The 24,338-nt window shown below is 57.7% G+C and carries 24 protein-coding genes; 11 read left to right on the plus strand and 13 right to left on the minus strand.

Translation table 11 applies throughout. The annotated features are described in order from the left end of the window. Positions 1-204: 204 nt before the first annotated feature. The 3 genes from gpmI (at position 205) to SR908_RS07750 (ending at position 4,477) form a co-directional block, all read left to right on the plus strand. Entirely contained in the window at positions 205-1,782 is a 1,578-nt protein-coding gene (gpmI, locus tag SR908_RS07740; RefSeq protein ID WP_246925011.1) for a 2,3-bisphosphoglycerate-independent phosphoglycerate mutase, read from the plus strand. A gap of 29 nt (positions 1,783-1,811) precedes the next feature. After that, on the plus strand, positions 1,812-2,972 hold the full coding sequence (locus SR908_RS07745) for a murein hydrolase activator EnvC family protein (RefSeq protein ID WP_246925014.1): 1,161 nt from the start codon (positions 1,812-1,814) through the stop codon (positions 2,970-2,972). A 140-nt stretch (positions 2,973-3,112) separates the two neighbouring features. Beyond that, positions 3,113-4,477 (plus strand): S41 family peptidase, encoded by a 1,365-nt coding sequence (locus SR908_RS07750; protein WP_246925017.1) that lies wholly within the window; start codon positions 3,113-3,115, stop codon positions 4,475-4,477. Positions 4,478-4,563: 86 nt separating this feature from the next. On the opposite strand, the gene SR908_RS07755 is transcribed toward SR908_RS07750, so the two are convergent. Together SR908_RS07755 and SR908_RS07760 are read right to left on the minus strand one after the other, a co-directional pair. Continuing rightward, entirely contained in the window at positions 4,564-6,036 is a 1,473-nt protein-coding gene (locus SR908_RS07755) for a Fic family protein (RefSeq protein ID WP_246925020.1), read from the minus strand. A 112-nt stretch (positions 6,037-6,148) separates the two neighbouring features. Beyond that, entirely contained in the window at positions 6,149-6,442 is a 294-nt protein-coding gene (locus SR908_RS07760; RefSeq protein ID WP_246925034.1) for a HigA family addiction module antitoxin, read from the minus strand. A 314-nt stretch (positions 6,443-6,756) separates the two neighbouring features. Between SR908_RS07760 and SR908_RS07765 the strand changes: the two genes are divergently transcribed. The 6 genes from SR908_RS07765 to SR908_RS07790 all read left to right on the plus strand — a co-directional run bounded on the left by SR908_RS07765 (position 6,757) and on the right by SR908_RS07790 (position 11,509). Beyond that, positions 6,757-7,557, plus strand: a complete 801-nt coding sequence (locus SR908_RS07765; RefSeq protein ID WP_246925037.1) for an AraC family transcriptional regulator — start codon at positions 6,757-6,759, stop codon at positions 7,555-7,557. An 81-nt stretch (positions 7,558-7,638) separates the two neighbouring features. Next, complete coding sequence (locus tag SR908_RS07770) at positions 7,639-8,289, plus strand: LysE family translocator (protein ID WP_246925040.1); 651 nt, start codon at positions 7,639-7,641, stop codon at positions 8,287-8,289. Positions 8,290-8,386: 97 nt separating this feature from the next. Next, the gene (locus tag SR908_RS07775) at positions 8,387-8,896 is read left to right on the plus strand and encodes a TetR/AcrR family transcriptional regulator (protein WP_245846296.1); all 510 of its coding nucleotides are present in this window, start codon (positions 8,387-8,389) and stop codon (positions 8,894-8,896) included. Between the two features lie 191 nt (positions 8,897-9,087). Beyond that, a complete protein-coding gene (locus SR908_RS07780; RefSeq protein ID WP_246925043.1) occupies positions 9,088-10,260 on the plus strand; it encodes an MFS transporter in 1,173 nt (390 codons plus the stop codon). 80 nt (positions 10,261-10,340) lie between these two features. Further along, positions 10,341-10,514 (plus strand): hypothetical protein, encoded by a 174-nt coding sequence (locus SR908_RS07785; RefSeq protein ID WP_246925046.1) that lies wholly within the window; start codon positions 10,341-10,343, stop codon positions 10,512-10,514. A gap of 122 nt (positions 10,515-10,636) precedes the next feature. Continuing rightward, a complete protein-coding gene (locus SR908_RS07790) occupies positions 10,637-11,509 on the plus strand; it encodes a DMT family transporter (protein ID WP_246925049.1) in 873 nt (290 codons plus the stop codon). A 46-nt stretch (positions 11,510-11,555) separates the two neighbouring features. Here the strand turns inward: SR908_RS07790 and SR908_RS07795 are convergent, their stop codons facing one another. The 8 genes from SR908_RS07795 to SR908_RS07830 all read right to left on the minus strand — a co-directional run bounded on the left by SR908_RS07795 (position 11,556) and on the right by SR908_RS07830 (position 18,210). Continuing rightward, positions 11,556-12,197: a LysE family translocator gene (locus tag SR908_RS07795; protein WP_246925052.1), complete on the minus strand. Its 642-nt coding sequence runs from the start codon at positions 12,195-12,197 to the stop codon at positions 11,556-11,558. A gap of 77 nt (positions 12,198-12,274) precedes the next feature. Then, a complete protein-coding gene (locus tag SR908_RS07800) occupies positions 12,275-12,766 on the minus strand; it encodes a DinB family protein (RefSeq protein ID WP_246925055.1) in 492 nt (163 codons plus the stop codon). Positions 12,767-12,935: 169 nt separating this feature from the next. Then, positions 12,936-13,265 (minus strand): MoaF-related domain-containing protein, encoded by a 330-nt coding sequence (locus tag SR908_RS07805; RefSeq protein ID WP_246925058.1) that lies wholly within the window; start codon positions 13,263-13,265, stop codon positions 12,936-12,938. A 53-nt stretch (positions 13,266-13,318) separates the two neighbouring features. Beyond that, on the minus strand, positions 13,319-13,798 hold the full coding sequence (locus SR908_RS07810; RefSeq protein ID WP_246925061.1) for an OsmC family protein: 480 nt from the start codon (positions 13,796-13,798) through the stop codon (positions 13,319-13,321). Between the two features lie 109 nt (positions 13,799-13,907). Next, positions 13,908-14,369, minus strand: coding sequence for a GNAT family N-acetyltransferase (locus SR908_RS07815; RefSeq protein ID WP_246925064.1), 462 nt, complete (start codon positions 14,367-14,369; stop codon positions 13,908-13,910). A gap of 256 nt (positions 14,370-14,625) precedes the next feature. Continuing rightward, positions 14,626-15,381, minus strand: coding sequence for a DUF6602 domain-containing protein (locus tag SR908_RS07820; protein ID WP_246925067.1), 756 nt, complete (start codon positions 15,379-15,381; stop codon positions 14,626-14,628). A gap of 80 nt (positions 15,382-15,461) precedes the next feature. After that, positions 15,462-17,096, minus strand: a complete 1,635-nt coding sequence (locus SR908_RS07825; protein ID WP_246925070.1) for a TIGR04141 family sporadically distributed protein — start codon at positions 17,094-17,096, stop codon at positions 15,462-15,464. 100 nt (positions 17,097-17,196) lie between these two features. Further along, positions 17,197-18,210: a TRAFs-binding domain-containing protein gene (locus SR908_RS07830; protein WP_322527392.1), complete on the minus strand. Its 1,014-nt coding sequence runs from the start codon at positions 18,208-18,210 to the stop codon at positions 17,197-17,199. 313 nt (positions 18,211-18,523) lie between these two features. Between SR908_RS07830 and SR908_RS07835 the strand changes: the two genes are divergently transcribed. After that, a complete protein-coding gene (locus SR908_RS07835; RefSeq protein WP_040244555.1) occupies positions 18,524-19,885 on the plus strand; it encodes an IS1380 family transposase in 1,362 nt (453 codons plus the stop codon). Between the two features lie 247 nt (positions 19,886-20,132). After that, entirely contained in the window at positions 20,133-20,585 is a 453-nt protein-coding gene (locus SR908_RS07840) for a DUF411 domain-containing protein (RefSeq protein WP_097021407.1), read from the plus strand. A gap of 80 nt (positions 20,586-20,665) precedes the next feature. Here SR908_RS07840 and SR908_RS07845 read toward each other — a convergent pair whose 3' ends face one another. The 3 genes from SR908_RS07845 to SR908_RS07855 all read right to left on the minus strand — a co-directional run bounded on the left by SR908_RS07845 (position 20,666) and on the right by SR908_RS07855 (position 24,116). Next, positions 20,666-21,178 (minus strand): cytochrome b, encoded by a 513-nt coding sequence (locus SR908_RS07845; protein WP_097021408.1) that lies wholly within the window; start codon positions 21,176-21,178, stop codon positions 20,666-20,668. A gap of 89 nt (positions 21,179-21,267) precedes the next feature. Continuing rightward, positions 21,268-21,684, minus strand: coding sequence for a hypothetical protein (locus SR908_RS07850; protein ID WP_143748557.1), 417 nt, complete (start codon positions 21,682-21,684; stop codon positions 21,268-21,270). Positions 21,685-21,911: 227 nt separating this feature from the next. Next, positions 21,912-24,116, minus strand: a complete 2,205-nt coding sequence (locus tag SR908_RS07855; RefSeq protein ID WP_097021409.1) for a malate synthase G — start codon at positions 24,114-24,116, stop codon at positions 21,912-21,914. Between the last annotated feature and the right edge of the window lie 222 nt (positions 24,117-24,338).

Consider the following 24,338-nt stretch of genomic DNA (forward strand, 5'->3'; position numbering starts at 1 on the left):
CGCCGCATGCCCCGGCGGGCGCCTTAGTATACATGAGCCATGCGCGAGCGTCCGGCCCCACCAACGCGGCTGACGCTCTGTCGTGACTGCGTTATGATGCAGCAAGGAGACGTGAGTCGCGAACCCCCAGCGGCACTGCCGCTTCATGGGGTCATCGGCCGAATGCGCCGATGCGACGCCCATCAGATTCCCGCGAGGCATGTTATGGCAGATACCCACACCCAGCGTCCCCGGCCCGTTGCGCTGTTGATCCTCGATGGCTACGGCCAGAACGACGACACCGAGTACAACGCCGTTTACTCGGCCAAGACGCCGGTCATGGACGCGCTGAAACAACGTTACCCCTCCGCCTTGCTGCACACCGATGGCAAGTACGTCGGGCTGCCCGACGGCCAGATGGGCAATTCCGAAGTCGGCCACATGAACCTCGGCGCCGGGCGTATCGTCTATCAGGACTTCACGCGTATCACCAAGGCCATCGAAGACGGTGAACTGGCCGCCAACACCGCGCTGACGGCACCCATCGATGCCGCCGTGGCCGCCGGTCGTGCCGTGCATCTACTCGGTTTGCTTTCGCCCGGCGGGGTGCACAGCCACGAGGATCACATCCTCGCCGTGGCCGCGCTAGCCGCCGATCGTGGCGCCAAGCACGTCTATCTGCACGCCTTCCTCGACGGTCGCGATACCGCGCCCAAAAGCGCTCGGGCCTCGCTGGAACGCGCCAATGCGCGGCTCGCCGAGCTGTTCGGTGCCGACAACGCTTATGTCTCTTCGATCGTCGGCCGTTACTACGCCATGGACCGCGACAATCGCTGGGACCGTGTCGAGCAGGCCTATCGTGTCATCGTCGAGGGTGAGGGCTCACAGATCGCCACCAGTGCCGAGGCCGGGCTGGACGCCGCCTACGAACGTGACGAAACCGACGAATTCGTCGCCGCCACCAGCATCCGCCCGCACGGCGAGCCGGTGCGCATGGCCGACGGCGACGCCGCGCTGTTCCTGAACTTCCGTGCCGACCGCGCCCGCGAACTGACTCGCGCCTTCGCCGAGGAGGACTTCAGCGGCTTCACTCGCCAGGCGCGGCCCAAGCTGGCCCATGAAGGGCTAGTGATGCTCACCGAATACGCCGCGAACATCCCAGCACCGGTGGCTTTTCCGCCTACCGACCTGGTCAACACTCTAGGCGAGACCGTCGCCAAGCGCGGCCTAAAACAGCTACGCATCGCCGAGACCGAGAAGTACGCCCACGTCACCTTCTTCTTCTCCGGTGGCCGCGAGGACGAGTTCGACGGCGAGACCCGCGAGCTGATTCCCTCGCCGCAGGACGTCAAGACGTACGACGAGAAGCCGGAGATGAGTGCTTACGAACTCACCGACAAGCTGGTCGCGGCCATCGACGCGGGCACGTTCGATCTGGTCGTGTGCAACTACGCCAATGGCGATATGGTCGGCCACAGCGGCGACTTCGATGCCGCGGTCAAGGCCATCGAGGCGGTCGATGTCTGCCTGGGCCGGGTGATCGAGGCCATCGAGCGTGCCGGCGGCGAGTGCCTGGTCACCGCCGACCACGGCAATGCCGAGCAAATGGTGCACCCTGAAACCGGCAACCCGCAGACGGCGCATACGACCTTTCAGGTACCGCTGGTCTACGTCACGCCGCGCGCCGGCGCCACCCTGGCGGACGACGGCAGCCTGTGTGACCTGGCGCCGACCCTGCTGACAATGATGCACGAGCCGATCCCCGAGGAAATGACCGGCCGCGTGCTGGTCGATACGCCCTGAACGGTGTGCGTGTATTGCGGAGCCGGCGCATGAGCGCGCCAACGTCCAGCAAACGAATCGCCATGGCCTGCGCCATGGCGTTCTCGTGTGCGTGGCTGTCGCTGGGCGCCTGGGCGCAGAACTCGCCGGAAGAGGTCAAACGTCAACTCGAAGCCTTGGGCAGTGACATCGAGAACGCCGAGTCACGCCTCGAGGGCACGCGTGACGAGCGTGACACCGCGCAGCAGGAACTGCGCGAGGTGGAAACCGAGCTGGCCGACACCCAACAGCGGCTGACCAGCCTGCAGCGCGAGCAGGATCAACTCGACCAGGAAGTCGCCGAGCTCAAGCAGCAGCGCCAGACCCTCGAGGAAGAACGCCGCCAGCAACGCGCTGCGCTTGCCACACAACTCAACGCGCTCTACCGGCTCGGCCCCACGCCACAGCTCAAACTGCTGCTCAATCAGACCGACCCCGCGCGGCTGGACCGCCTTCAGCAGTATCTCAATCATCTCAACCAGGCGCGTCAGCAACGCCTCGACGCCCTGGCCAAGCTCGAGGATCAGCTCGACGAAACGCAACGCGCACTACAGTCACACCAAGAGCGCCTGGACAGCCTCGCCAGTGAGCTGACCGAACGCCGCGAAACGCTCAGCGATCAACGCAGCGAACGCGAAGCCATCCTCTCGAAGTACAAGGAGCGCTACACCTCCGAGCAAGCCAAACTGGCCGCGCTCACCGATGACCGCGAGAACGCTCAGCAACTGCTCGAGCAGATGCAGACCAAGCTCGAACGCCTCGACCAACCGCCGCCTTCCACGGACATCGACCAAACCCGGGGCGAGCTACCCTGGCCGGTGCAGGGCGACATGCTCGCCACCTACGGTAACGGCGACGGCGTCGACCGCAACGGCATGCTCATCGGCGCCGAGGCGGGCACGCCGGTCTCCGCCGTACACGCCGGCCGCGTGGTCTTTGCCAACTGGATGCGCGGCTTCGGCAACCTGTTGATCGTCGATCATGGCGACAATGTCATGACGCTCTACGCCCACCTGCAACGCTTCAATGTCGGGGTCGGCGCCCAGGTCACGCGCGGCGACACCCTTGCCGCCGTCGGCGACAGCGGCGGCCGCGACAGCCCCGCACTGTATTTCGAGGTGCGCAAGAACGGAGACCCCATCGACCCCAGCGACTGGATCGCCCGGCGCTGAACGTCCGCCGTGCTGGATTGCGCCGACCCATAAAGGCTATGCTGGGCCTCGGCGCGCGTGGGTTCGCCTTCGCCCCGCCACCTGGTCGCCCCTTCCGGCGCGACTGACACGAGCCCGTTCCGCCGCGTTGTGGAGACAGCATGACCGCAAGCCAATCCCGTTCCCCACGTCTCATCGTTCGTCACTTTCTAGCAATGGGCATGGCCCTGGTGATCGGGGCGCTAACCCTGCCGCTGCCGGCGCACGCCCAGCAAAGCACTCAGCCCAGTACCCAACCAAGTACTCAGCAGAGCAACCAGTCACCGGCCGGCAATAACGCCCTTCCCGTGGAAGATGTGCAGACCTTCGCCGAGGTCTTCGAACGCATCAAGCGCACCTATGTCGACGAAGTCGACGACACCACGCTCATGCGCAACGCCATTCGCGGCATGCTCGGCGAGCTCGACCCGCACTCCGCCTACCTCGATAAGGACGACTTCGAGGCACTGCGCGAGACCACCGAGGGCGAATTCAGCGGCGTGGGCATCGAAGTCGGCATGCAAGAGGGCCAGTTGACGATCATCTCGCCTCTCGACGATACCCCCGCCGCGCGCGCCGGGCTCCAGGCCCAGGACCGCATCCTGCGCATCGACGACACGCCCACCGAGAGCATGTCGCTGCAGGAAGCCGTGGACATGATGCGCGGCGACGAAGGCGAGGATATCCGCCTGACCATCATGCGCGAGGGCGAAGATGCGCCGCGCAACGTCACCCTGACGCGCGAGACCATCCAGACCGAAAGCGTCAAACACGAGCTACTGTCGCCAGGCTATGGCTACCTGCGCATCAGCCAGTTCCAGAGCCGCACCGGCGAGCAGGCCCGCGACGCCATCGCCGCGCTGCGTGAGGAAGGCGAGCTCAAGGGGCTGGTGCTCGACCTGCGCAACAACCCCGGCGGTGTGCTCGACAGCGCCGTCGACGTCGCCGACCTGTTCCTCGACAGCGGCCTGATCGTCTACACCGAAGGGCGCCTGCCGGACAGCGACATGCGCTTCTCGGCCTCCACCCAGACCAGCGCCCCGGACGTCCCCATGGTGGTGCTGATCAACGGTGGTAGCGCCTCGGCGGCGGAGATCGTCGCTGGCGCGCTGCAAGACCAGCAACGCGCCGTACTGATGGGCACCGAAAGCTTCGGCAAGGGCTCCGTCCAACAGGTGCTGCCGCTGAACAACGGAGACGGCCTGAAGCTGACCACCGCGCTCTACTACACACCGGATGGCCGCTCGATCCAGGCCCAAGGCATCGAACCGGATGTCGACGTGGTGCGTGGCCGTCTCGAAGTCGCCGAAGGCAGCGGCCTCAACATCCGCGAGGCTGATCTCGAGAACCACCTACGCAACATCAACGGCGACACCGAACGCACCGAGCGTGAAGCCTCGCTCGCCGAAAGCGACTACCAGCTCGGCGAAGCTCTCAACCTGCTCAAGGCCCTCAACGTCCTGCCTCGTACGCAGGGCGGCAACTAACGCCTCACCCGCGCCCTGAAACGCAAACGCCCCCGCGCCGTGATTTGAAGTAAACGGCGCGGGGGCGTTTTGTCAGACTCATAAAGCTACTCTTTATTATCGCTCCGGCGATGCAGCCAGGCTTTGCCAGCGGCCGTTAGCCGGTATTTCTGCAAACGGCTATTGGGCTTGTCCGGAATCGTCATTTCAATGGCGCCTGCCTTCAGTGCCGGGCGCAAATAGGCTTCCCGGAAGTGATCTTCATGTTTCAGCCCCAGCGCTGCCTGTATCTCCGAGCGTTTCATTTCGCCCTGCAAGACTACGAGTAGTCGCATGACTTCCCCGGTAACTTCCCCGGTAACTTCCCCGGTAACTTCCCCGGTAACTTCCCCGGTGACTTGGTCGCCGCCCGACCCTGAGCGCCATTCTGCCTCCGGCCGCCAGACGACGACGCTGAACTGATTGCCTGACGAGTCATTCACCAAATCAATCCGAGGCCACGCCTGAAGCGCTCGGGGTATGCCGCTACCCATGCCTCGATAGGGCAAGATATGTGAGGCATGTTCAGTGAGCGTAGGGTTGCGGCGAATGGTCTTGCCCTGGCGAATATCTTCCGGGCTCAAGCTATCCGACAAGTGGCCGGGGCTAACGATCTCCACCCGATCAGCAAAGACCATGAGACGGACGGAGGCGCTGGTGAAGTAATCGCGGTGAATTAGAGCGTTGACCAGCAACTCTTCCAACGCTGTTTCGGGGATCTCAAGCTGACCCACGGTATTGAAGCTGCGCCCGTGCTGCACATGGTGCAGATTGCGCTTGATAAAAGCGAAAGCGCCCCGAAACTGCTCCAACAGGGTGCCCTTGATGTCTTCGCTGTCCAGATAGCGGGTATCGTGTAGAGCGGTGCCGGGGAAGGCAACCGCCTTCACCTCAAAGGCTGGGCGCCAACGCTGGGGATTGCGACTAAACAGCATCAGCCCCGATAGATTCAGCTCCTGACCATCGCCCAGGCCCAAGTTCTGCAGCAACTGCTCCCGTGTCAGGCCAGAGAACTCATCGCTTTCCCCATAGCGAAGGTCGAAATAGGCAGTAAAGGCCTTGTCGTCGATATCCTCTATGGAAGATCCCGCCACAGGCACTACATCGGCGTAAACCAGCCCGGAGCGCTGGAACATGCGCTGCATCTCTTCCCGGGAGGTCACATGCCGCTTGTCCGAACCCTGCTTGACCCAAATGCGACCTTGATTGTCGAGATAAGGCTTGGCCAACCCATCGGGCACTTCAACCACCACCACAAGACCTTGGTTCGTCTGCACGTTCTCGGTCAGCGGATGCACGGGTGGGCGTACATGCTGGGAAGCGGCGTTACCGAGTAACTGATTCAACCGCCGAACCGCCGCCCCATCCAGCCCCGCAATCGAGCCATCGTCATTCACGCCCAGAAACAGCCAGCCACCGCCACTATTGGCAAAGGCAGCCAGTTCAGCGGCAAGACTATCCGCGTTGGTGGCGTCACGCTTGAACTGGTGGCGGCTGTCTTCGCCGCGGGTGATGGCTTTTTGAAGATCACTTTGTGTCATGGCAATGCCATTTTGCTCCTTTTTGACTAGGCGTCCCTAAGCGAATCCATATGATGAAAAGCCTGCAGCAGGGACCACAAGCCGTGCGCTTTGGACTCTGCTGGCCGCCTGACTAAGCGGCATCGAAGTCGAGAGGGCGAACATCATTCAGGTTGAGCGTATTACGCGCTACCCAGAGGTCATACATGTCCTGAATGGCCAGCCAGCTCTCCGGTGTGCGGCCCAGCACCTTGGAAAGCCGCAGGGCCATTTCCGGGCTGATACCGCTCTCCCCTTTAAGCACCCGCGACAACGTCGACGGCGAAACCCCCAGGTTCGAGGCAAGCTGACGAGAACTGATGTTGAAAGGCTCCAAGTACACTTCCCGAACGAACGCCCCTGGGTGCGGCGGATTATGCATCGTCATTAGTGATAATCCTCATAATCAAGTACGTAGGCGTTGCCACCCCTTATGAGGTATGGGCTGAATCAGTCGATACCGTAGCGCGTTGCGCATCGCGCAACAAAATGGTTTATGCCAAAAGCGTGAAGCCATTCCTGTTGACTCCCTGGGTACTGGCCTAACGCTGGGCGTTCTGTTCATGGCGGCCAGACGAGGTAGACTCGAGATAGGAACCGCGACGTCAGCGGCATCGGCTGCAAGCAATAGCTGGCCTTTAAAATCGACGAGATGACCTTTGCGCTGGGCTGAGCGCCCCTCGCTACCTCAGGAATCCGCCCATGACGCAGTTCTGGCGAGACCCGACGCTGCCTTTTGTCGAGAGCCGGTGGGCCAGCGATAGCCGCGCCTGCTACCGACCCCACAGCCATCCCACCCTGTCGATCGGTGTGGTCGACCGTGGCCAAAGTCAGTTCCAGTGCCAACGCCGCCGCGAGCGGCTGACACCGGGCTGCCTGGTCAGCGTGCCGGCGGGCGTGGTGCATGACTGCAACCCGCTGCCGGATCAGCCTTGGAGCTACCAGATGCTGTATCTGGAACCGACCTGGGTGAGCGAGGTGCTGGATGAGGCCTCGGCCGAGACCGACGCTGCCCCGGCCATGCCCTCGACGGTATTCATCGCCCGCGACGTCGCGCCTTACCAGGCCTTCTGTCGGCTCAATGCGCTGCTTTTTTCCTCGGCTCCGAGGGCCGACAAGGAGGCCGGACTGATCGAGTTCCTCGGCAGTCGCCTGTGGTGTCACGGGGACGCCCTGGCCGTTCATTGGCCGAACTCATCCGCCTTGAACGACCTCCAACGGCATCTACTCGAGTGCCTCGAGCGTCCGCCGTCGCTCGAGGTGCTGGCTCGGGACCATGGACTAAGCCGTTATCAAGTGATTCGACTGTTCCGCCGCGAGACCGGGTTAACGCCCCATGCTTGGCTGCTCGACCAGCGCATCCAGCAGGCGCGCCGCCGCCTGTGTCAGGGGGTGGAACTGTCGGAGCTCGCGCAGGAACTCGGCTTCGCCGACCAAGGTCACTTTCAGCGCGCCTTCAAGGCTCGGGTGGCGGTCACGCCGGGGCGCTACCGCAGTACCTGAGGTAGCGCACTTTCTTTCAATACTATCGCCACACGGTGACGCAGGCTGGCCCTCCACGCACTCGAAAGGGGCTTACGCGTCATGCTGCAACAGTTCCTGCTGGTCGCCGGGGCGCACTTCCTCGCCCTGCTCAGCCCTGGTCCGGACTTTTTCTTGGTTCTGCGCTACGCGGTCGCCTTGGGGCGCAGGCCGGCGGCGCTGGTCAGCCTCGGCATCGGCCTCGCCAACGGCCTGTTCATTCTGCTCGCTATGGGTGGGCTCATGGCCCTGGACGCCGAAGCCGGCCCCTTCATCGCCGTCCAGTGGGCCGGCGGCGCCTTTCTGCTTTACATGGGCGTCCAGTTCATTCGTCAGGCGGGGCAGACTCGCCTCGAGGCAGGCTCGCACCGCGAGGCAGAAGCCCCTACGAGCACCGCGCCCGGCGCCTTGCTCGCCGGGCTGGCCTCGGGGTTGCTGAACCCCAAGAATGCGCTGTTCTACGCCAGCCTGTTCGCAGTGCTTCACGCGCGTAGCACGCCCGTTGGTGTCCAGAGTCTCTATGCGTTGTGGATGATCGCTGTGGTACTCGGTTGGGATCTGCTGGTTGGCCACTTGGCCGGCCATCCGGGTCTGATCCGTCGTTTCGGCCATGGCCTGCGACACATCGAGCGGCTGGCTGGCGCCCTGCTCATCCTGCTGGGGCTCGGCATCGTCGCAGCCCGGCTCGACCCAGGGCTACTCGCGGCCTTCTGAAGACCCGACGGCTCAGGCCTCGAACATTGTGGTTGGAGTCTTCCTTGCACATGTAAAATGATCGTTTTACACTGCCTGCATGGACATACGCACACGCTTGCTCGAGACCGCCGAGCAACTCTTCGAACGGCACGGCTTCGCCGCCACCGGCATGGACCGGCTGACGAGCGCTGCGGGCATCTCGAGCCGCACGCTCTACAAGCACGTCGGCAACAAGAACGGCCTGATCGCCGCCGTCCTGAACGAGCGCGACCGCCGCTTCCATCGGCTGGTGGAGGCCGACAGCATCGACGCCTTGTTCGCCGCGCTGGAAACCTGGTTCGGCCAGGCTGGCGCCCGAGGCTGCCTGTTCCTGCGCGCCTGGGGGGAAACCGGCGGCGGCGTGCCCGAGATCGCCGAGGCGATGGAGCGGCACAAGCAGCGCCTGCGGGAGCGGATCGACGCCATCGTCCTCGCGGAGATCGGCCGGCACGACGACGACCTCGTCGAGGCGATTCAGTTGCTATTCGAGGGCGCGACCCACGCGGCGACGTATCGCGGCGAGGCCGCCGCCGATGCCGCTCGCCGCGCGGCGCACCGGCTGGCCGGTCTCGCGCGGATCGCGTAACGGCGGCACTCGAATCGAACGCTAGCGGCTCGCCAAGCGCCACCAGCGATACCGCCGAGCGCTGACCGGACGAGCGTCATCGGGTACACACGACCGGCGCCTGCGCCGGGGGCTCGTTACGCCCATAGTGAAAACGATCGTTTTACATTCAGCAACACGATGCCGGCCACGGGCCGAGGGGAGTACACCGCATGACGCGCACCGAATTCCGCCTGATCGTCGCCGGCACCATGCTGATCGGCACCACCTACGGCCTGGCGCGCTTCGCCTACGGGCTGTTCCTGCCCAGCATGCGCGAGGAAGTCGGCTTGAGCGCGACCCTGGCCGGCATCATCGGTAGCGGTGCCTATGTCGGCTACTGCCTCGCCATCGTGCTCAGCGCGCTGCTGGTGGAACGCTTCGGGCCACGCCGGATCGCCGTCGCTGCTGCCCTGATCGCGGCAGTAGGCATGGCGGGCATCGCCGTCAGCACGCAGGCGATATGGCTGGCCGGCGCCGTGCTGCTCGCCGGGACGAGCACCGGCCTGGCCTCGCCGCCCATGGCGCAGGCGGTGTCCCGCGCGATCACCGCGCCTCGGCAAGGGCGGGCCAACACCGTCATCAATGCCGGTACCAGCCTGGGCGTCGCCGTCTCCGGGCCGGTCGCGTTCATCGCCACCGGCCAGTGGCGGCTCGCCTACGCCGCCTTTGCCGTCACCGCGTTGCTCAACGCCCTGCTGTTGCTGATCAGCGTGCCACGCTCATGCGCCAGCGATACCGCCAAGGCTTCCGACGGCCAGGTCGACGGGCTCTGGCGGCCCCGAGCATTGACGCTGATCGCCGCGGCCACCGGCATGGGCATGGCCAGCGCCGCCTTCTGGACCTTCTCGAGCGAGGTGGTCATCACGCTGGGGCACTTCGAGCAGGCCACGGCCAACATCGCCTGGATTCTGATCGGCGTCGCGGGGCTGGTGGGTGGCGCGGCGGGCGACCTGATCGCGCGCCTCGGCCTCAACACCGTGCATCGCGGCAGTCTCGCGGCGATGGCCGGCGCACTCGGGCTGCTGGTACTCAGCCCCTCGAATCTGGCGGCGGTGTTCGTCTCGGGCGCGCTGTTCGGCGCGGCCTACATCATGCTGACCGGCGTTTATCTCGTCTGGGGCATCCGGCTGTATGCGGACCGCCCCGCCATCGGGTTGGGGCTTCCCTTTCTGATGATCGCCGTGGGGCAGATCGTCGGCTCGCCCCTCGCGGGTTACCTGATCGGCAGCCGAGGGTATCTCGTCTGCTTCATCGCCTTCGCGCTGATCGCGGTGGCCACGGCTCTCATCGGCTACAGGACCACCGAGCGCGCGGCGTTCCAACCGGCTTCCACTTCCCCCTGACATCAGAAACTCCCACGGCAGGTGCAGCGGCACTCACGGGGCATGTCAGGTTCTTGAAGGCAACGCGATAAGGAGAAGGTATGCGTAACGAGGAGCAGTATCGTAAAAGCGAGCGAGACGATCGTTCATCCAGCGACCAGGCCGAGCATGAACAGGCGCTGAAGGTGATGTACATGCCGGCGATGCCGCCTACCGGGCTCTTCGTCTGGAGCAAGAAGACACTCCAGCGACTTCTGGAAAAGGTACGATCCTGATGCACTTGGAGGCACACAGCACGAGACGGCATCCCCTGTGGGCATGACCCGCAGGGGATGCCGGTTTTTTACGGCGGACAATGCGTCGATTTTCCACTTTCCCCTGACGACAGGAGCTCCCAATGACAGGTGCAACGGCACTCGTGGTTCTCGCCTCATTTTGCTGGGGTTTATCTGGCGGCATCGGTGGCATGCTCATGGCGGACGACTGGGACGCGTTCGTCGTCTCGTTCTACCGGGGCGCCATCGGCCTGGTGTTCGTGCTCGGCTGGCTGGCGATCCGCCCGCGCAAAAGCGGGTTGAGCAACCCTCGCCTCTGGGGCTGGTCGGCGGTGGCCGGCCTGGGGGTGGCGGGCAATTTCGCGTTCTACTTCCTCAGCATTTCACAGGGCAGCGTCGCGGTGGCGGCGACCCTGATGTACTCGGCGCCGATCTTCGTCTACCTGCTCTCGTTCGTGCTCAAGCTCGAAAAACCCACGCCGCTGAAGTGGGCCGCCATCGTGGTGGTGATGCTCGGCATCGTGCTGCTGACGCGCATCTATGACGTCGGTGCGGGCGGGATCACCCTGCTCGGGGTGGGCGCCGGGCTGCTGGCCGGGGTCTCCTACGCGGTGTTCATCTTCGGGTTCAAGTACGCGGCACCGCACGGTAGCCCACAGGCCATTCTGGTGATCGCTTTCGCGGTTCTCGCCGTGCTCCTGGCCGGCCTTGGCGACACCAGCCAAACCCTGGACGTACTGCATACGCCGGATTGGCCGCTGTTCGTCACGCTGGGGATACTCGGCGCCGGGCTCTCGTTCATCTTCTACGTCAACGGCCTGCACCACACCGCCCCGGCCGTCGCCTCCATCGTCGCCATGGTGGAACCCGTCACCGCCTCGCTCTTCGGTGTCGTTGTCCTCGGCGAAAGCCTGGTGAGCATTCAGATCGTCGGGATGGTGCTGATCCTCGCCACAGTGACCGCGTTGAGCGTCTACTCCAGTCCCAAGGAGTGAGTTGGTGGCGGGGAGTTCAGCATGATGGAAAGACCCGCCGCCATCCTCATGTCACCTGGTACTGGCGGCTAAACGTGCCCCCAAAGCAACGAACAAGGAGCCAAGGCCGCGATCCATCCACATCCCCACTCGCGGGCTTGCCTTCAAGAAAGCGCCCAGCTTCGCTCCCATCATTACCAAAAGAGGCTCTATAAAAAGCCGCGACCACAATAATCAAACTGCCATGCAAGAACAGCTGAGCGCCCACCGGCCCGGCACCTTGCACGACAAATTGCGGCAAAAATGCGAGAAAGAAGATGGCCACTTTGGGGTTCAGCACAGACACCAACACACCTTGCCAATAGACCGACCGCGCCTTTGCATCATGGCTTCCGCTATTGGAGACAAAAGAGTCACCCTTCGACAAAAGCATTTTGACGCCGAGCCATATCAAATAGGCAGCCCCTACCCACTTGATCACCGAGAACGCCAAGGCCGATGTGGCCAGAATGGCCGACAGGCCCGCCGCCGCCATGGCCACATGCAATGCCGTTCCCGACCAACCCCCGAGCATCGCAGCGAACCCATATCGACGTCCGCTGCGTAGCGTCTGGCCTAGCATGAACGCGATATCCGGCCCTGGGGAAAGGTTCAGAAGCACCGCCGCTGACAAAAACGCCAGCCAATGCACCAACGAATAATCGCACATATCGAGATTCCTTTTATTTCTACGTCAACGGCTTGTGTCCAAGAGCCCAAAGGGTGAGCGTAGCGAATCAAAATCGCTTATGTCTCATCACTTGGCAGCCCGATCAGGTCGGTAACGCCGACATCAATGCCCAACTGCGTAAGAAGCGTTGTAGCCTGGCCACGATGATGTGTCTGATGGTTAAAGAAATGTGAAAGGGCAGACCAAAGCGGATATCGCCGAGGCACGGGATTTACGATGCCGGTATAGATCAAGTCTTCGTCTAAATCTTGCGGAGAAAGCGAGGCGACCCACTCGATTATGCGGTTGTCTTCAGCCTCGCGCTCGCTTCGAAGCACATCGAAGTCTGAGTAGAGCTCATGAGCTAATGACGTGACATGAAAGGGCTTACCCGTAAACCGCCCCATCCAGACCCGGTCAGTAAGTAGCAAATGGTTAAGAGTGCCATGAATCGATTTGAAAAAGGCACCCATATCGCGCTTTCGCTTCTCATCTGACAATCCAGAGCAGCACTCGTAGATTTTCTGATTCATCCAGCGGTTATATCGCGCCATCGTTTGAATATGCATTTGGCTTACGTCCTCACCTGTCTCGCCGCCCAACGCCGCAGAGATCTCATCCTGATGCTCATCAAGGCTGCCAACGCCAGAATTCAATGCGCCTTCGCGCTGATCGCGGTGCCTCGGCCCTCCTCGGGTATAGCACCGCTGGGAGCGTGGTGCTATCCAGCGTCACGCCTCATGAGGCGGACGTGAATTCGATGCGACCCGCCAAACGCATCAGCTCGCCTTTTGCCGGCGTGACCACCGTGCGCGCCTGACGCGCTTCAAGATCCAGCACATGCACGATGGTGCTGCCGATATGCTCTTGCCAAGAGAGCATGATCAAGCCATCACGCAGCGCCACGGCGTCGTAATCGACCGTATCAGCGAAGCCGAGGTTATCACCGGCAACGATCTCCACGGTGAGCGTGTTTTGCGTCTCGATGGTGATTCGTGGCGTAAAGGCTGGGAACTGGATCTCCAGCACATCACCCACGCGCAGTGATGGCAAAGCCTCGGGCTCCATATTCACTCCTGCTTGCAGGCAGCACCTGTCACGCGTAGCGCACTGTCAGGTCTTCATTGGCCGCAGCGAATGTCGGCCTCACACGCGACCTCAAAATTCACCGAATTCGCAATGAAGCATAGCGAATGCGCTTTCTCATGAAGAGACGTCGCTAGCTCACTATCGTCGTTTTCGCCGATGCTGACGATGGGCTTGAGTGTCACTTTATCGAAATGACCGCCGCCGCTTTTGGTCTCAATCATGCGCCCTTCGGCGTTATCCTCGTAACTCGACACCGTGATGCCAGCATCAGCGCACAGATGTAGATACCAGAGCATGTGGCATGCAGAGAGCGAGCTCAGCAAAAGCTCCTCCGGATTATAGCGGGACGAGTCGCCAAGAAATGCCGGATCCGCCGACCCAGCTATTACGGGTTTGTCACCGCAGGTTATTTCGTGGTCGCGCGAGAAGGCGCGATAGTTCTTTGTACCTTCGCCAGAATTACCGGTCCAGACGACGGTAGCAGAATAATTGTGCTCACCTTTTTGTGGCATCGATGACCTCCCATCTGGATAGTTGATTCGCCTAACGCCTCATCCAAGTTTATTTTTGAAACGCGGCAGCACTTTTAGCGATAGCTTTTAATGAACTGTTAAACACTCTCTAGTTCAGCCATAGCTTCATTCCTTCATGCGTCGCTTTAAAACCAAGCTTCTCGTAAAAACGAATTGCATCTGGCCTTTTCTTGTCACTGGTTAATTGGACGATCAGGCAGCCTTTTTCCTTAGCTCGCTGTATTGCCCACTCGAAAAGCTTGGCACCAATCCCATCTCCTCGCTTAGACGACGCAACACGAACGCCCTCCATCAACGCTCGCCAGCTTCCGATATAAGTCAGGTAAGGGATAAACGTAATGTGGAGCATACCAAGCAATTGGCCATCCGATTCACAAACCAGAAGCTCGTTATTTGGATCATTTTGGATAGCTTCAAATGCTCTGATGTAGCCGACTTTCAACGGCGTCCCCGGCGACTCACGGATTTGCCCAAGTTCATCATCAGCAAGCATTTCGACTAGTGATGCAAGATCATCTGATCGCGCTTCGCGGAAACGATACTCCTCCATTGCTACTCTACCTCGCTCTTTTTAGGACGTCATTTTCCCTCTCGGCATTCCTTTCGCATGCGTAACAACATTAATTAGTTAATATCCAACGCTCCCGGGCCCCCTTGAACACCTAGGTGAGTCTGTTGCCTCGACCTCACCGCCTTCACCTTGAATTCCGGGGTGTAACGTTGGTTGCTCATGGCGTTCCCTCCTATGCACTCATCATAGACCAGAAGTTTCCACTAGAGTGGGGGAAGTCCAGGTCCGACTGACGCTATTGGTTATGCTTTTGTTCCACTGGGTCCAAGGTGATATTTAAGTTGACATAACCTCCTGGGTTAAACCCCCTCATGGTGCTTTCCTCACGAGAAAGAGTGTTCATAAAACCTGTCATAAACATCGCAAACTCAGATAGATCTGCTTTGCTTGATGTATCTAGACCAAACCACTTCTTATTTTCTGAATCGTAGAACCAATATCCCTTTCCCAGCACCACAAGAGCAGTGGTAGATGGTGATTCATAGGATTCATACTTTAAAAATCGATCAATTTCAGGGCCCGAAATATCGCTGCCGAACGCAAACATCACATTAGTCGGTAAGCCGCCATGAGCAATTGAATTATCTTGTTGCTTTCTTGGAAATGACTTCAGTCTACGAATTGAGGAAAACTTTTTTAGAGAATCTTTAATTTGTGTCGCAGAAATTTTCGATTTTACCTCAAAGATATAGCGGACACTTTCAACAGGGTAGATACCCAGTTCTTTGCTAAAAAAAATGGGAGGCACAAGCTTGGTGTGGTAAATTACTGCATCTAGTTGATCAGAAAGGCTTTGGTAGGTGTCTATGATCTTTCCAGTTCCAACTTTGAAACTATGAGTTAAAAAGGGCTCTATGCATTCTTTCAGCGCTAACTCTCGCAGATCGCCCTCAATACCGGGGTGGTCGATATCTACTGCCATATCATCCGCTGCTTTTTTTGCAGCGGCTATCTTGTTGAGGATGTACCTGTAATATCGACTTTCTTCCACATTCACTCCTTCAAGCATAACGCTGCGTTCACCGGTAAATTTGAAGCGAAGCGACTAATTTATCCGGGTGCAGCGCCTGGTTATGCACTAGGTTTTGGCTCTGTTCCTACACCAGCAATACTTACTTCAAATCCTCTTTGCGATAGGTTTTCGAATGCCTTTGACAGATTAACTTTACTAAAGAACGGTAGATTATTCTTTAAGCTTGTTGAATCTTCACCCAAAATCAAAAAAACAACTTCAACACCATCGCTTTTAAAACTATTAAGTGGAACACTATGCTGCAAACCACTGCTTACTCCCCTTAAAACAGTTCTTGCTTTTTTCCTAAACTCTTTGTCGCCGAGTAAAATCTCAGCAGAGACACTACCTTGCGCAAAAAGATGACTTAAACCGGCTGACCCACCTTTCCTATGTTTAACATGAATAAACTGTTTTTTATCTGTCATTAAGTCACATAGCTCGATAGGTGTAGTCGTTCTATTGCTTTTTATCAATTTTTTATCGAGTAAATGGTAGCTATGACTAGTCGAAGCTCGTTCGTTGTAGTCACCTTCTGATTCAATTTTTGATTTTGTTTTCCCGTCTTTGATTTCGTCCCATACGTGAACCTTAGGAAAGGCTAAAGTCGATACATTTATTCGATCCAGCGTAGAGTCGACCCTAGCAATAAAACTATTATCGATCTCATACCATAAACCGGAAAATAATATGTAGGTTTTATCTGTATCCTTATACTCAAAATAAATGCACTTATAGATTTGATAGTCAGACTCATTCTCATGAACGTCGTAAACAAAAAGCCTGTCTCGCTTAATTGAGTCAATAGAAATAGTCGCAACATCTATGTTATCAAGGTATTCCTTCGCCTCAATTGTTGGCTTTATGGAATTCTTAGTACGAGTATAGCTGAATCCATAGATACTATCCCATTGAACAATCTCGGGGATAGTTATAGTTATCTCAGAGCTCTTTGCTTTAACAGCATCAATTAACTTTCCATCTAAGTGATCAATTTCGGACTTCTCTTTAATCTTTCTGATATTATCAACCCACGAAAAGTTACTTTTATATGAATCACTTTTATAGCAACCAGAGAGCAAATCAACCACTTGTGATATTTCATCCACACCCATTTCTATGCCAAATGAATAAACAGCATCACCACCGGAGATGTTTTTCAAATCTACACCGTTTTTAGGTGAACCTGTGACAGCTCTAATAACATCCCTTGAAATATCAATGCCAAATACTCCAACAGAAGACTCTCTAGAGGCTTGCGACTTTTTCTGTACTGCCTGATCTTCTAGTGTAAAAAGGTCAACGCTTCGCAAACTGTCATGATTAAGTGTGTTAAGCGCAGTTTTTATTCCAAAATCATGTACAAAATATTTTGTATCTATCAAGAATCGACCATAACCGAAGGTAAAAGCCATTGTAGCTGTTGCAGTTTTTATAATAAGAACCGCTGAGCTAGAACGATTAGCAAGTTCATCTAATGAAGCACCTGTTATATCCTCCGTAAAGCCACTCCATTTTGGCTTTTTCTCTGTTGGAATTTTTACGAATAGCTTACCTTCAAGCTCATGCTTATTGTCTAGTTCATAAGCGTTAACTTGAGATGTTCCTTTTAAGTAGTCGTCTGTTTTCAGAGAAGCATGTTCATCCTTTGCCAAGAATGCATTCAAATATAAGTATGGCTTTTTATCTTCCACTGAAATCAACTCCTTACTGATGCATAACGCCAGCCATCAGCCGCGCGAGGTACAAGCGTCAGCTGGATGGCCTTGTTGGGCAGTACATTAGGTCGATGCCTCAAGGTTTGGTTCGCATCAAGTTTGACTCGATATCCTTGATCCACTCACATTCAACACCCCTGTTTTCGCGCGCCTCCCTTATCATTCTGATATTGTTTGCCGTAGTTTCCGGCTCCCACGGTTCGCGCACTGATGCGACGGCCATTCCTAAAGAGGACTGCGCGTCTTCAACCTTATCAGATAAAACGGACACTTCGAGCTCTGTAGCGTAATCCCAATAATCTGGCCTTTTACTAGCCAGACGTCTTTTAACTGCATAAGCAACTACAGGCATAAGTTCATTTCTTCTGGGATCAGGAGGGTCTGAGCACTCCATGAGCGTTACCGCGTTGATTCCTGGATATGCATCTCGCCAGTCCGATTCAAAACCTTGGAGATAAGCATCTATAGCCATATTCAAGAAGCCACGACCAGCCGGGTTCTGCTCCTCACTAGCCTTCAACCATCGGTCTTTATATACACGGCCTAGAATACCGTTGGTTTCACTACTGGGGCCATGACACTCAATCACTTCTGCCAACATCCTCTCCGCATCGTCATGCCGGCCAAGCCTATTCAGTGCAAAACCTAATTGCTCTTGCACAAGTATCGTTTGCTTGAGGGGCGGAGACATCTTAGCAACTAGATCAACCATTTTTTGCCAATCTTTTACTGCTCTGTAAGAAAGGAATAGATCGATAACAATCGCGGGATCCGCGTCCACTACATCTATTTCTCTCTCAATATTTTCAACAGCAGAACTACTTTCTTCGCGAGCTCTCCTTAGTCGCTCTTTCATGGTCTTTGAGTACTCTACAATGTCCCGGAAAGCATCTGTTTTTAGTCTTTGAAGGTCCGGTCTCGGCACATCGGTTAACAGCTGATACAGTGGGCTGTCATCTGCTGGGTCACGACATGACTCAAGCCTTTCAGCTAGCGCGTGACGGGTCTCCTCGGGGTTTTCTGGAAATCCGTATTCATCGACGTTATAGAGAATCGCTCTTAAAGGAGAAACATCAAAAGGTAAGCGCATGCCGCTTCCGGCTACCGGAACCGTGCTGTATGGTCGCACACCATGTCTTATCCCCAATTCATAAAATACGTTGGCGTTAGCAGTCGTGAGGTCTGCTACCGCATAGTCGCACATCATAAGCCGCTCAAACATCGGTTTATGGATGATCCCACCGATGACCTCTTCGTCCGCTCTGATCGGCTCTAAATTGGCATCCGTTATTGCAGGAGCAATTATTTGATCCTGAATCCGTGAGACCAGCCCCCAGAAATGCTTCTAACCTACTGAACTGCATGGCAATATAGCGAATATCGCCATTCACCCAGACAGTGCCATGCCCAACGTCAAGTTCCGCGCCAGTCGCCGCACCCTCACCAGCCACGCCGGGCTGTCCATCATCGGGCAATGCTTCGAGATCGCTGGCGTCGACAGCATCGACAGCCGCTTCCCCACCACGCTGGGCATGCGCACCAGTGACGTGATCAAGAGCTACCTGGGCCTGCTGTGTCTGGGCATGAGCGACTATGACGCTGTCGAGAACTTCCGCCGCGACAAGCCCTTCCAACAACTGCTGACCCTGCAGAAGGTGCCGAGCGCGGCGACGCTGCGACAGCGGCTGGAGAAACTTGCCGCCAACGACCTGCAGGCGCGCACCGCCACCTGGTCCACGACCCTGCTGTCACTGATCGAAGCACCGATCACCGCCGAGACGACGCACGTCTGCCTGGACATCGACACCTTCGTCATGGACAACAGCAACTCGAAGAAGGAAGGCGTCTCGCGGACCTACCAGAAGGTCGATGGCTACACCCCGATCGCCGCCTATCTGGGCAACGAAGGGTGGTGCCTGGGTCTGGAACTGCGGCCTGGCAAGCAGCACACCATGAAGGAGAGCAACGCCTTTCTGGAGCGGGTACTGCCTCGCGCCCAAGGCCTGACCAAGCAACCGATCCTGTTACGCGAGGACAGCGGCTTCGACAGCCAGGCGCACCTGGCGCTTCTCGAACAGCAGCGCCAGGTCTTTGCCGACGAGGGGCGCCGGCTCGACTATGTCGTCAAATGGAACCCGCGCGGCTCGGCCACGGCGGATCAGGATACCTGGTTGGCTGTGGCGGCGGACTACTGGGAAGAGCTGCGTCCTGGCAAGCGCCAGGCGCTGTGGACGCAGACCGTCTCGATCCACGACGACAACAAGACCGAATACGTCGTCCAACGCGTGATGCGCCTGGTAGAGCGCACCGCCGATCGCGATGGCCAGTTGCTGCTCGAACCGGACTATGAGTTGGAAGGCTGGTGGACCAGCCTGGACGAGGCGCCGGAGGCGGTGATCAAACGCTACCAGGCGCATGCCACCCACGAGCAATTCCACAGTGAGATCAAGACCGATCTCGACCTGGAGCGGCTGCCGTCGGGCAAGTTCGCCACCAACGATCTGATCCTGCACCTCGCCCAGCTGGCCTACAACATCCTGCGGCTGATGGGGCAGCTGGGCATGACCGGCGAGCTGAGCCCGGTGCGCCATCCCGCCAAGCGGCGCCGGATCCGCACCGTGCTACAAGAGCTGGTGCATCGTGCGGCGCTCGTGATTCACAAGGCGCGGCAGATCATCCTCGACTTCGGGCAGGACATCGGACGCATGACGGTGTTGAACACCTTGCGAAGCCGCCTGCGCTATCCCCGAGGCACGCCATGCTGATCGTCTGTCGGACAAAGGCACCACGCAGAGAGCTGACGGTCATCGGCAGCCAGTATCAGCGTGCCCGGCGGGTAGAAATGCCTGTCAAAATGGGCTGCTCTCGTCGGTCAGCGTCGCCATGGTTGGTCCTCCCCGGTATGCGTTCAGCGGTTGAGACGGAATCGGCGGTCAGAAAATGCTCGCTGGCGGTGATAGGGGAAGTGTCGGCGCTGGCTTCACGGAATCAGGTACCTTTTCAGGGGGCCTCATGAAGGATACAGGCATTAAACAACTCCTTGCTTCACTACTGGCATGTAGTTTCTTGGCAACAGGGGCAGTGTCGGCAAACGACCTACCTGATGAAGCAATTCTTTACAAAGACCCCAGGTGCGACTGTTGTACAGCTTATGCACATTACCTTGAAACGCAAGGTGTCAGGATCACGATCGTGGATGATGTTGCGCTGGATAGCATCAAGAAGCGAGCAGAAGTGCCCAAGAATTTGGCTTCATGCCATACCCTTAAAATGGGTAAGTATTGGATCGAGGGTCACGTTCCTAAGAAAGCACTAGCAACGCTTTTCTCTAAACAACCAGATATAAATGGCATTGGCCTTGTCGGCATGCCGAAAGGATCCCCAGGCATGCCCGGGGCTCAAGAAGCACCCTTTAAAATCTATGAATTTAAAAATAATAAAGACCATTCTTTCATGACTTTTTAGAAAATATTTTCATCGCAGCCTGGCTTTTAGAGGGGAGCATCTCCCCTCCTTTTTTACACACGACAAATTCTTAACCAAAGCTATTGATTTTTCCCTATCATTTTTTCCCAAGTTCCGTCACGATGTACTAGGCGATGCAATATCGCCATAAACACATGTCCTGCAATCAACGCTGTCAGTATATAAGCAAGTGGGCCATGCAGCTCCTGAAAAATCGTATCCCATTTTGTGTCAAGACCTTTTGTCAGAAGAGTATCAAAAACTAAAACGGGATAACCTTGCAATAAGCCACTCAACGGGATAGCGATCAGAACAACGTATATACTAAAATGCCCAAACCTTACCATTATACTTCTACTTCGTGGCCTATGCTTTCTCTGCACCAACAACCAGATCATGCGGAGCAACATTACCCCCAAAATAGAAACCCCTATCGTCATATGCCACGGCTGTACATACTGACTAAAAATATTCTTGGGGTCCCAACTACGCATATATACATCGGCTAGCTGTATAATGACCAATATTGCAGTTATCCAATGCAATACGCGACTAACAACACCATAGTATTTATATGAGTCCGTTGCCTTCATTATCCACACCCCATGCTATTTTAGGATTGCACACTACAAGAAGAACCGGCCAACCCCAATCAGCCGGCCCTTAATTTACCATGCATCACTTATTGATATTGGGTGTGGAGTTGGTAGATATTCCGACTTTCATGAGCGCCTCCCATGGTAGTGCTTCCAGTAACCATAAGCTGATAATCTCCTGGCTCTAATGACCTGACAAGAGAAAAGTGCCCATCAGGATCTGACGCTGCGGCAACCATTTCTCCTGATGCGTCATAGAGCACCGCCTTCAGATAGTTTCCACGGCTAGAGCTACCAGCATAGTGCTCACTTGTTACTGTTAAAGTAGTCGGCTTATCAATAGGCACGGTGTATCGGTTTTCGTTGCCATTGCTAATCATCTGACTCGATGAAATACCATCTTCTAGCACGGGAACGCCACCGTCATGACCAACGCTCGCAACAGCAGGAATTGCTAACACGCTGGAGATAAAAGCTGTCAATGCAATCATTTTCACTTTCATGGCACACCTCATTTCATTGGGTACAAATACTTTATATCCCATAAAGCTGAAATGAGTATTAAAAACACCCTTACACTATGCGGCAACCATGTGCAGCCTGACGAGCGACGTAGCTCGCCAAACTTTTGCGTTCAAAATCGGCAAAAAGCCTGACATGACAGAAAGCGGGATGCCAGGCTCAGATGGTGAGCGCCGAGGAAAGAGTTAGCCTCGGCGCCCAGTTCAGATCAACCCAACTTGGCCTTGTGCACCGCTCGCCAATGGTGCAGCAGCGGTTCGGTGTAGCCGGCCGGTTGCTCGCGTCCCTTGACGATCAGGTCGGATGCCGCCTGGAAGGCGCTGGACTCCGCCAGGTGCGAGGTCATCGGCGTATAGTCGGGGTCGTGGGCGTTCTGCTCGTCGACGACCTTGGCCATGCGCTCCAGCGTCTCGCGTACCCGTACCTCGCTGACGATGCCATGGTGCAACCAATTGGCCAATAACTGGCTGGCGATCCGCAGCGTGGCGCGATCTTCCATCAACCCTACGTCGTGGATGTCCGGCACCTTGGAACAGCCCACGCCGTGCTCGACCCAACGCACCACGTAGCCGAGGATCCCCTGACAATTGTTATCCAGTTCCTGCTGAATCTCGTCATCGGCCCAGCTCGGGTTCTTGTTAGCGCCTGAAGCCGCGCTTTTGACCACCGGCACGGTGAGTAGATCGTCGAGCAGGTCGTCGTTCGGCTTGGCTTCCAGTTCACGCTGAATCGTCGCGACGTCGACTTGGTGATAATGCAGCGCATGCAGCACCGCCGCCGTGGGTGAGGGCACCCAGGCCGTGGTCGCGCCCGCCTGGGGATGGCCGATCTTCTGCTCGATCATCGCTGCCATCAGCTCCGGCATCGCCCACATGCCCTTGCCGATCTGCGCCCGACCGCGCAGGCCACACGCCAAACCGGTCTGCACGTTGTTCTTCTCGTAGGCACCGATCCAGGTAGCGCCCTTCATGTCACCCTTGCGCAGCATGGGACCGGCTTCCATGGCGGTATGCATCTCATCGCCGGTGCGATCCAGAAAGCCCGTATTGATGAATGCCACGCGCGAGGCGGCTTCATTGATGCACGCCTTGAGATTGACCGAGGTACGGCGCTCCTCATCCATGATGCCCATCTTGAGCGTATCGCGGGATAGACCCAGCATGTCCTCGATGCGCATGAACAGGCTGTTGGAGAAGGCGACTTCCTTGGGCCCGTGCATCTTCGGCTTGACGATATACACCGAGCCCGTCCTCGAGTTACTTGCCTCACCTTCGCGCTTTTTGAGGTCATGTATCGCCAGCAGGCTGGTAATTACACCATCCAGTATGCCCTCGGGGATCTCGTTGCCCTCGCCGTCGAGCACCGCCGGGGTCGTCATCAGATGGCCGACGTTGCGCACGAATAGCAGCGAGCGTCCAGGCAAGCGCACCTGGCCGCCCTGTGGTGCCGTGTAGTCGCGATCCGGGTTGAGACGCCGCGTCACGGTCTTGCCGCCCTTGTCGAACGACTCGGCGAGATCGCCCTTCATCAGCCCCAGCCAGTTGCGATAGAGCAGCGTCTTGTCCTCGGCGTCCACTGCGGCCACGGAGTCCTCGCAGTCCATGATCGTACTCACCGCCGCTTCGACCAGGACGTCCTTGACGTGCGCCGGATCGGTCTTGCCAATGGGATGCGTCGCGTCGAACTGCACTTCCAGATGCAGACCGTGGTTGGCCAGCAGTACCGCGGTGGGTGCTTCCGTCTCGCCTTGATAGCCCACCAGTTGGGCGGGACGCGCCAGCGTCGTCTCGCTGCCCCCCTGCAACTGCACCACCAGCTTACCGTCGCGGATGCTGTAGCCACTCGACTCGGCGTGCGAGCCCTCGGCCAGCGGCGCGGCCTGATCGAGCACGCCACGCGCATAGGCGACGACCGCTTCACCACGCTTGGGGTTGTAGTCCTGACCCTTCTCGGCGCCATCGGTCTCGGGAATCACATCGGTGCCGTAGAGCGCGTCGTACAGGCTGCCCCAGCGCGCGTTAGCGGCGTTGAGCGCGTAGCGCGCATTGCTCACCGGCACCACCAGTTGTGGCCCGGCCTGGATAGCGATCTCGTCGTCGACATGGGCGGTCGTCGCCTGCACCTTCGCCGGCGCCTCGACCAAATAGCCGATGTCTTTCAAGAAGGCGCGATAGGCGTCCATGTCTTGCACCGGGCCAGGGTGAGCCTTGTGCCACGCATCCAGCTCAGCCTGTAACCGCTCGCGTTCGGCCAGTAGCGTCTGATTGGTGGGCGTAAGGTCGTGGACCAAGGCATCGAACCCGGCCCAGAAGGCCTCGGAGTCGACACCCGTACCGGGCAAAGCTTCGTCGTTGATGAAACGATCGAGCTGGCTGGCCACCTGCAAACGATGGCGTGTCGTACGGTCTGTCATGCGGCTCTCCTCGGGTGTCGCCTCAAACGTGGAAAATAATTCCACAAATTAGACGTAAATCCTCGCGCTGTCATCTCCACCATTGGTCTGAGCGTCGTTTTTCGGCACAGAAGAAAGCGATGCAAATGCTGACAAATGCCGTGCAAGACCTGAAAAAATGGGCCCGGCAATCACTTCCCTATAGCCTCGGGGACCGCGCGGACGCTAGCATGGAACGCACCG

This window comes from Chromohalobacter canadensis, from assembly GCF_034479555.1.
Taxonomy (GTDB): domain Bacteria; phylum Pseudomonadota; class Gammaproteobacteria; order Pseudomonadales; family Halomonadaceae; genus Chromohalobacter; species Chromohalobacter canadensis.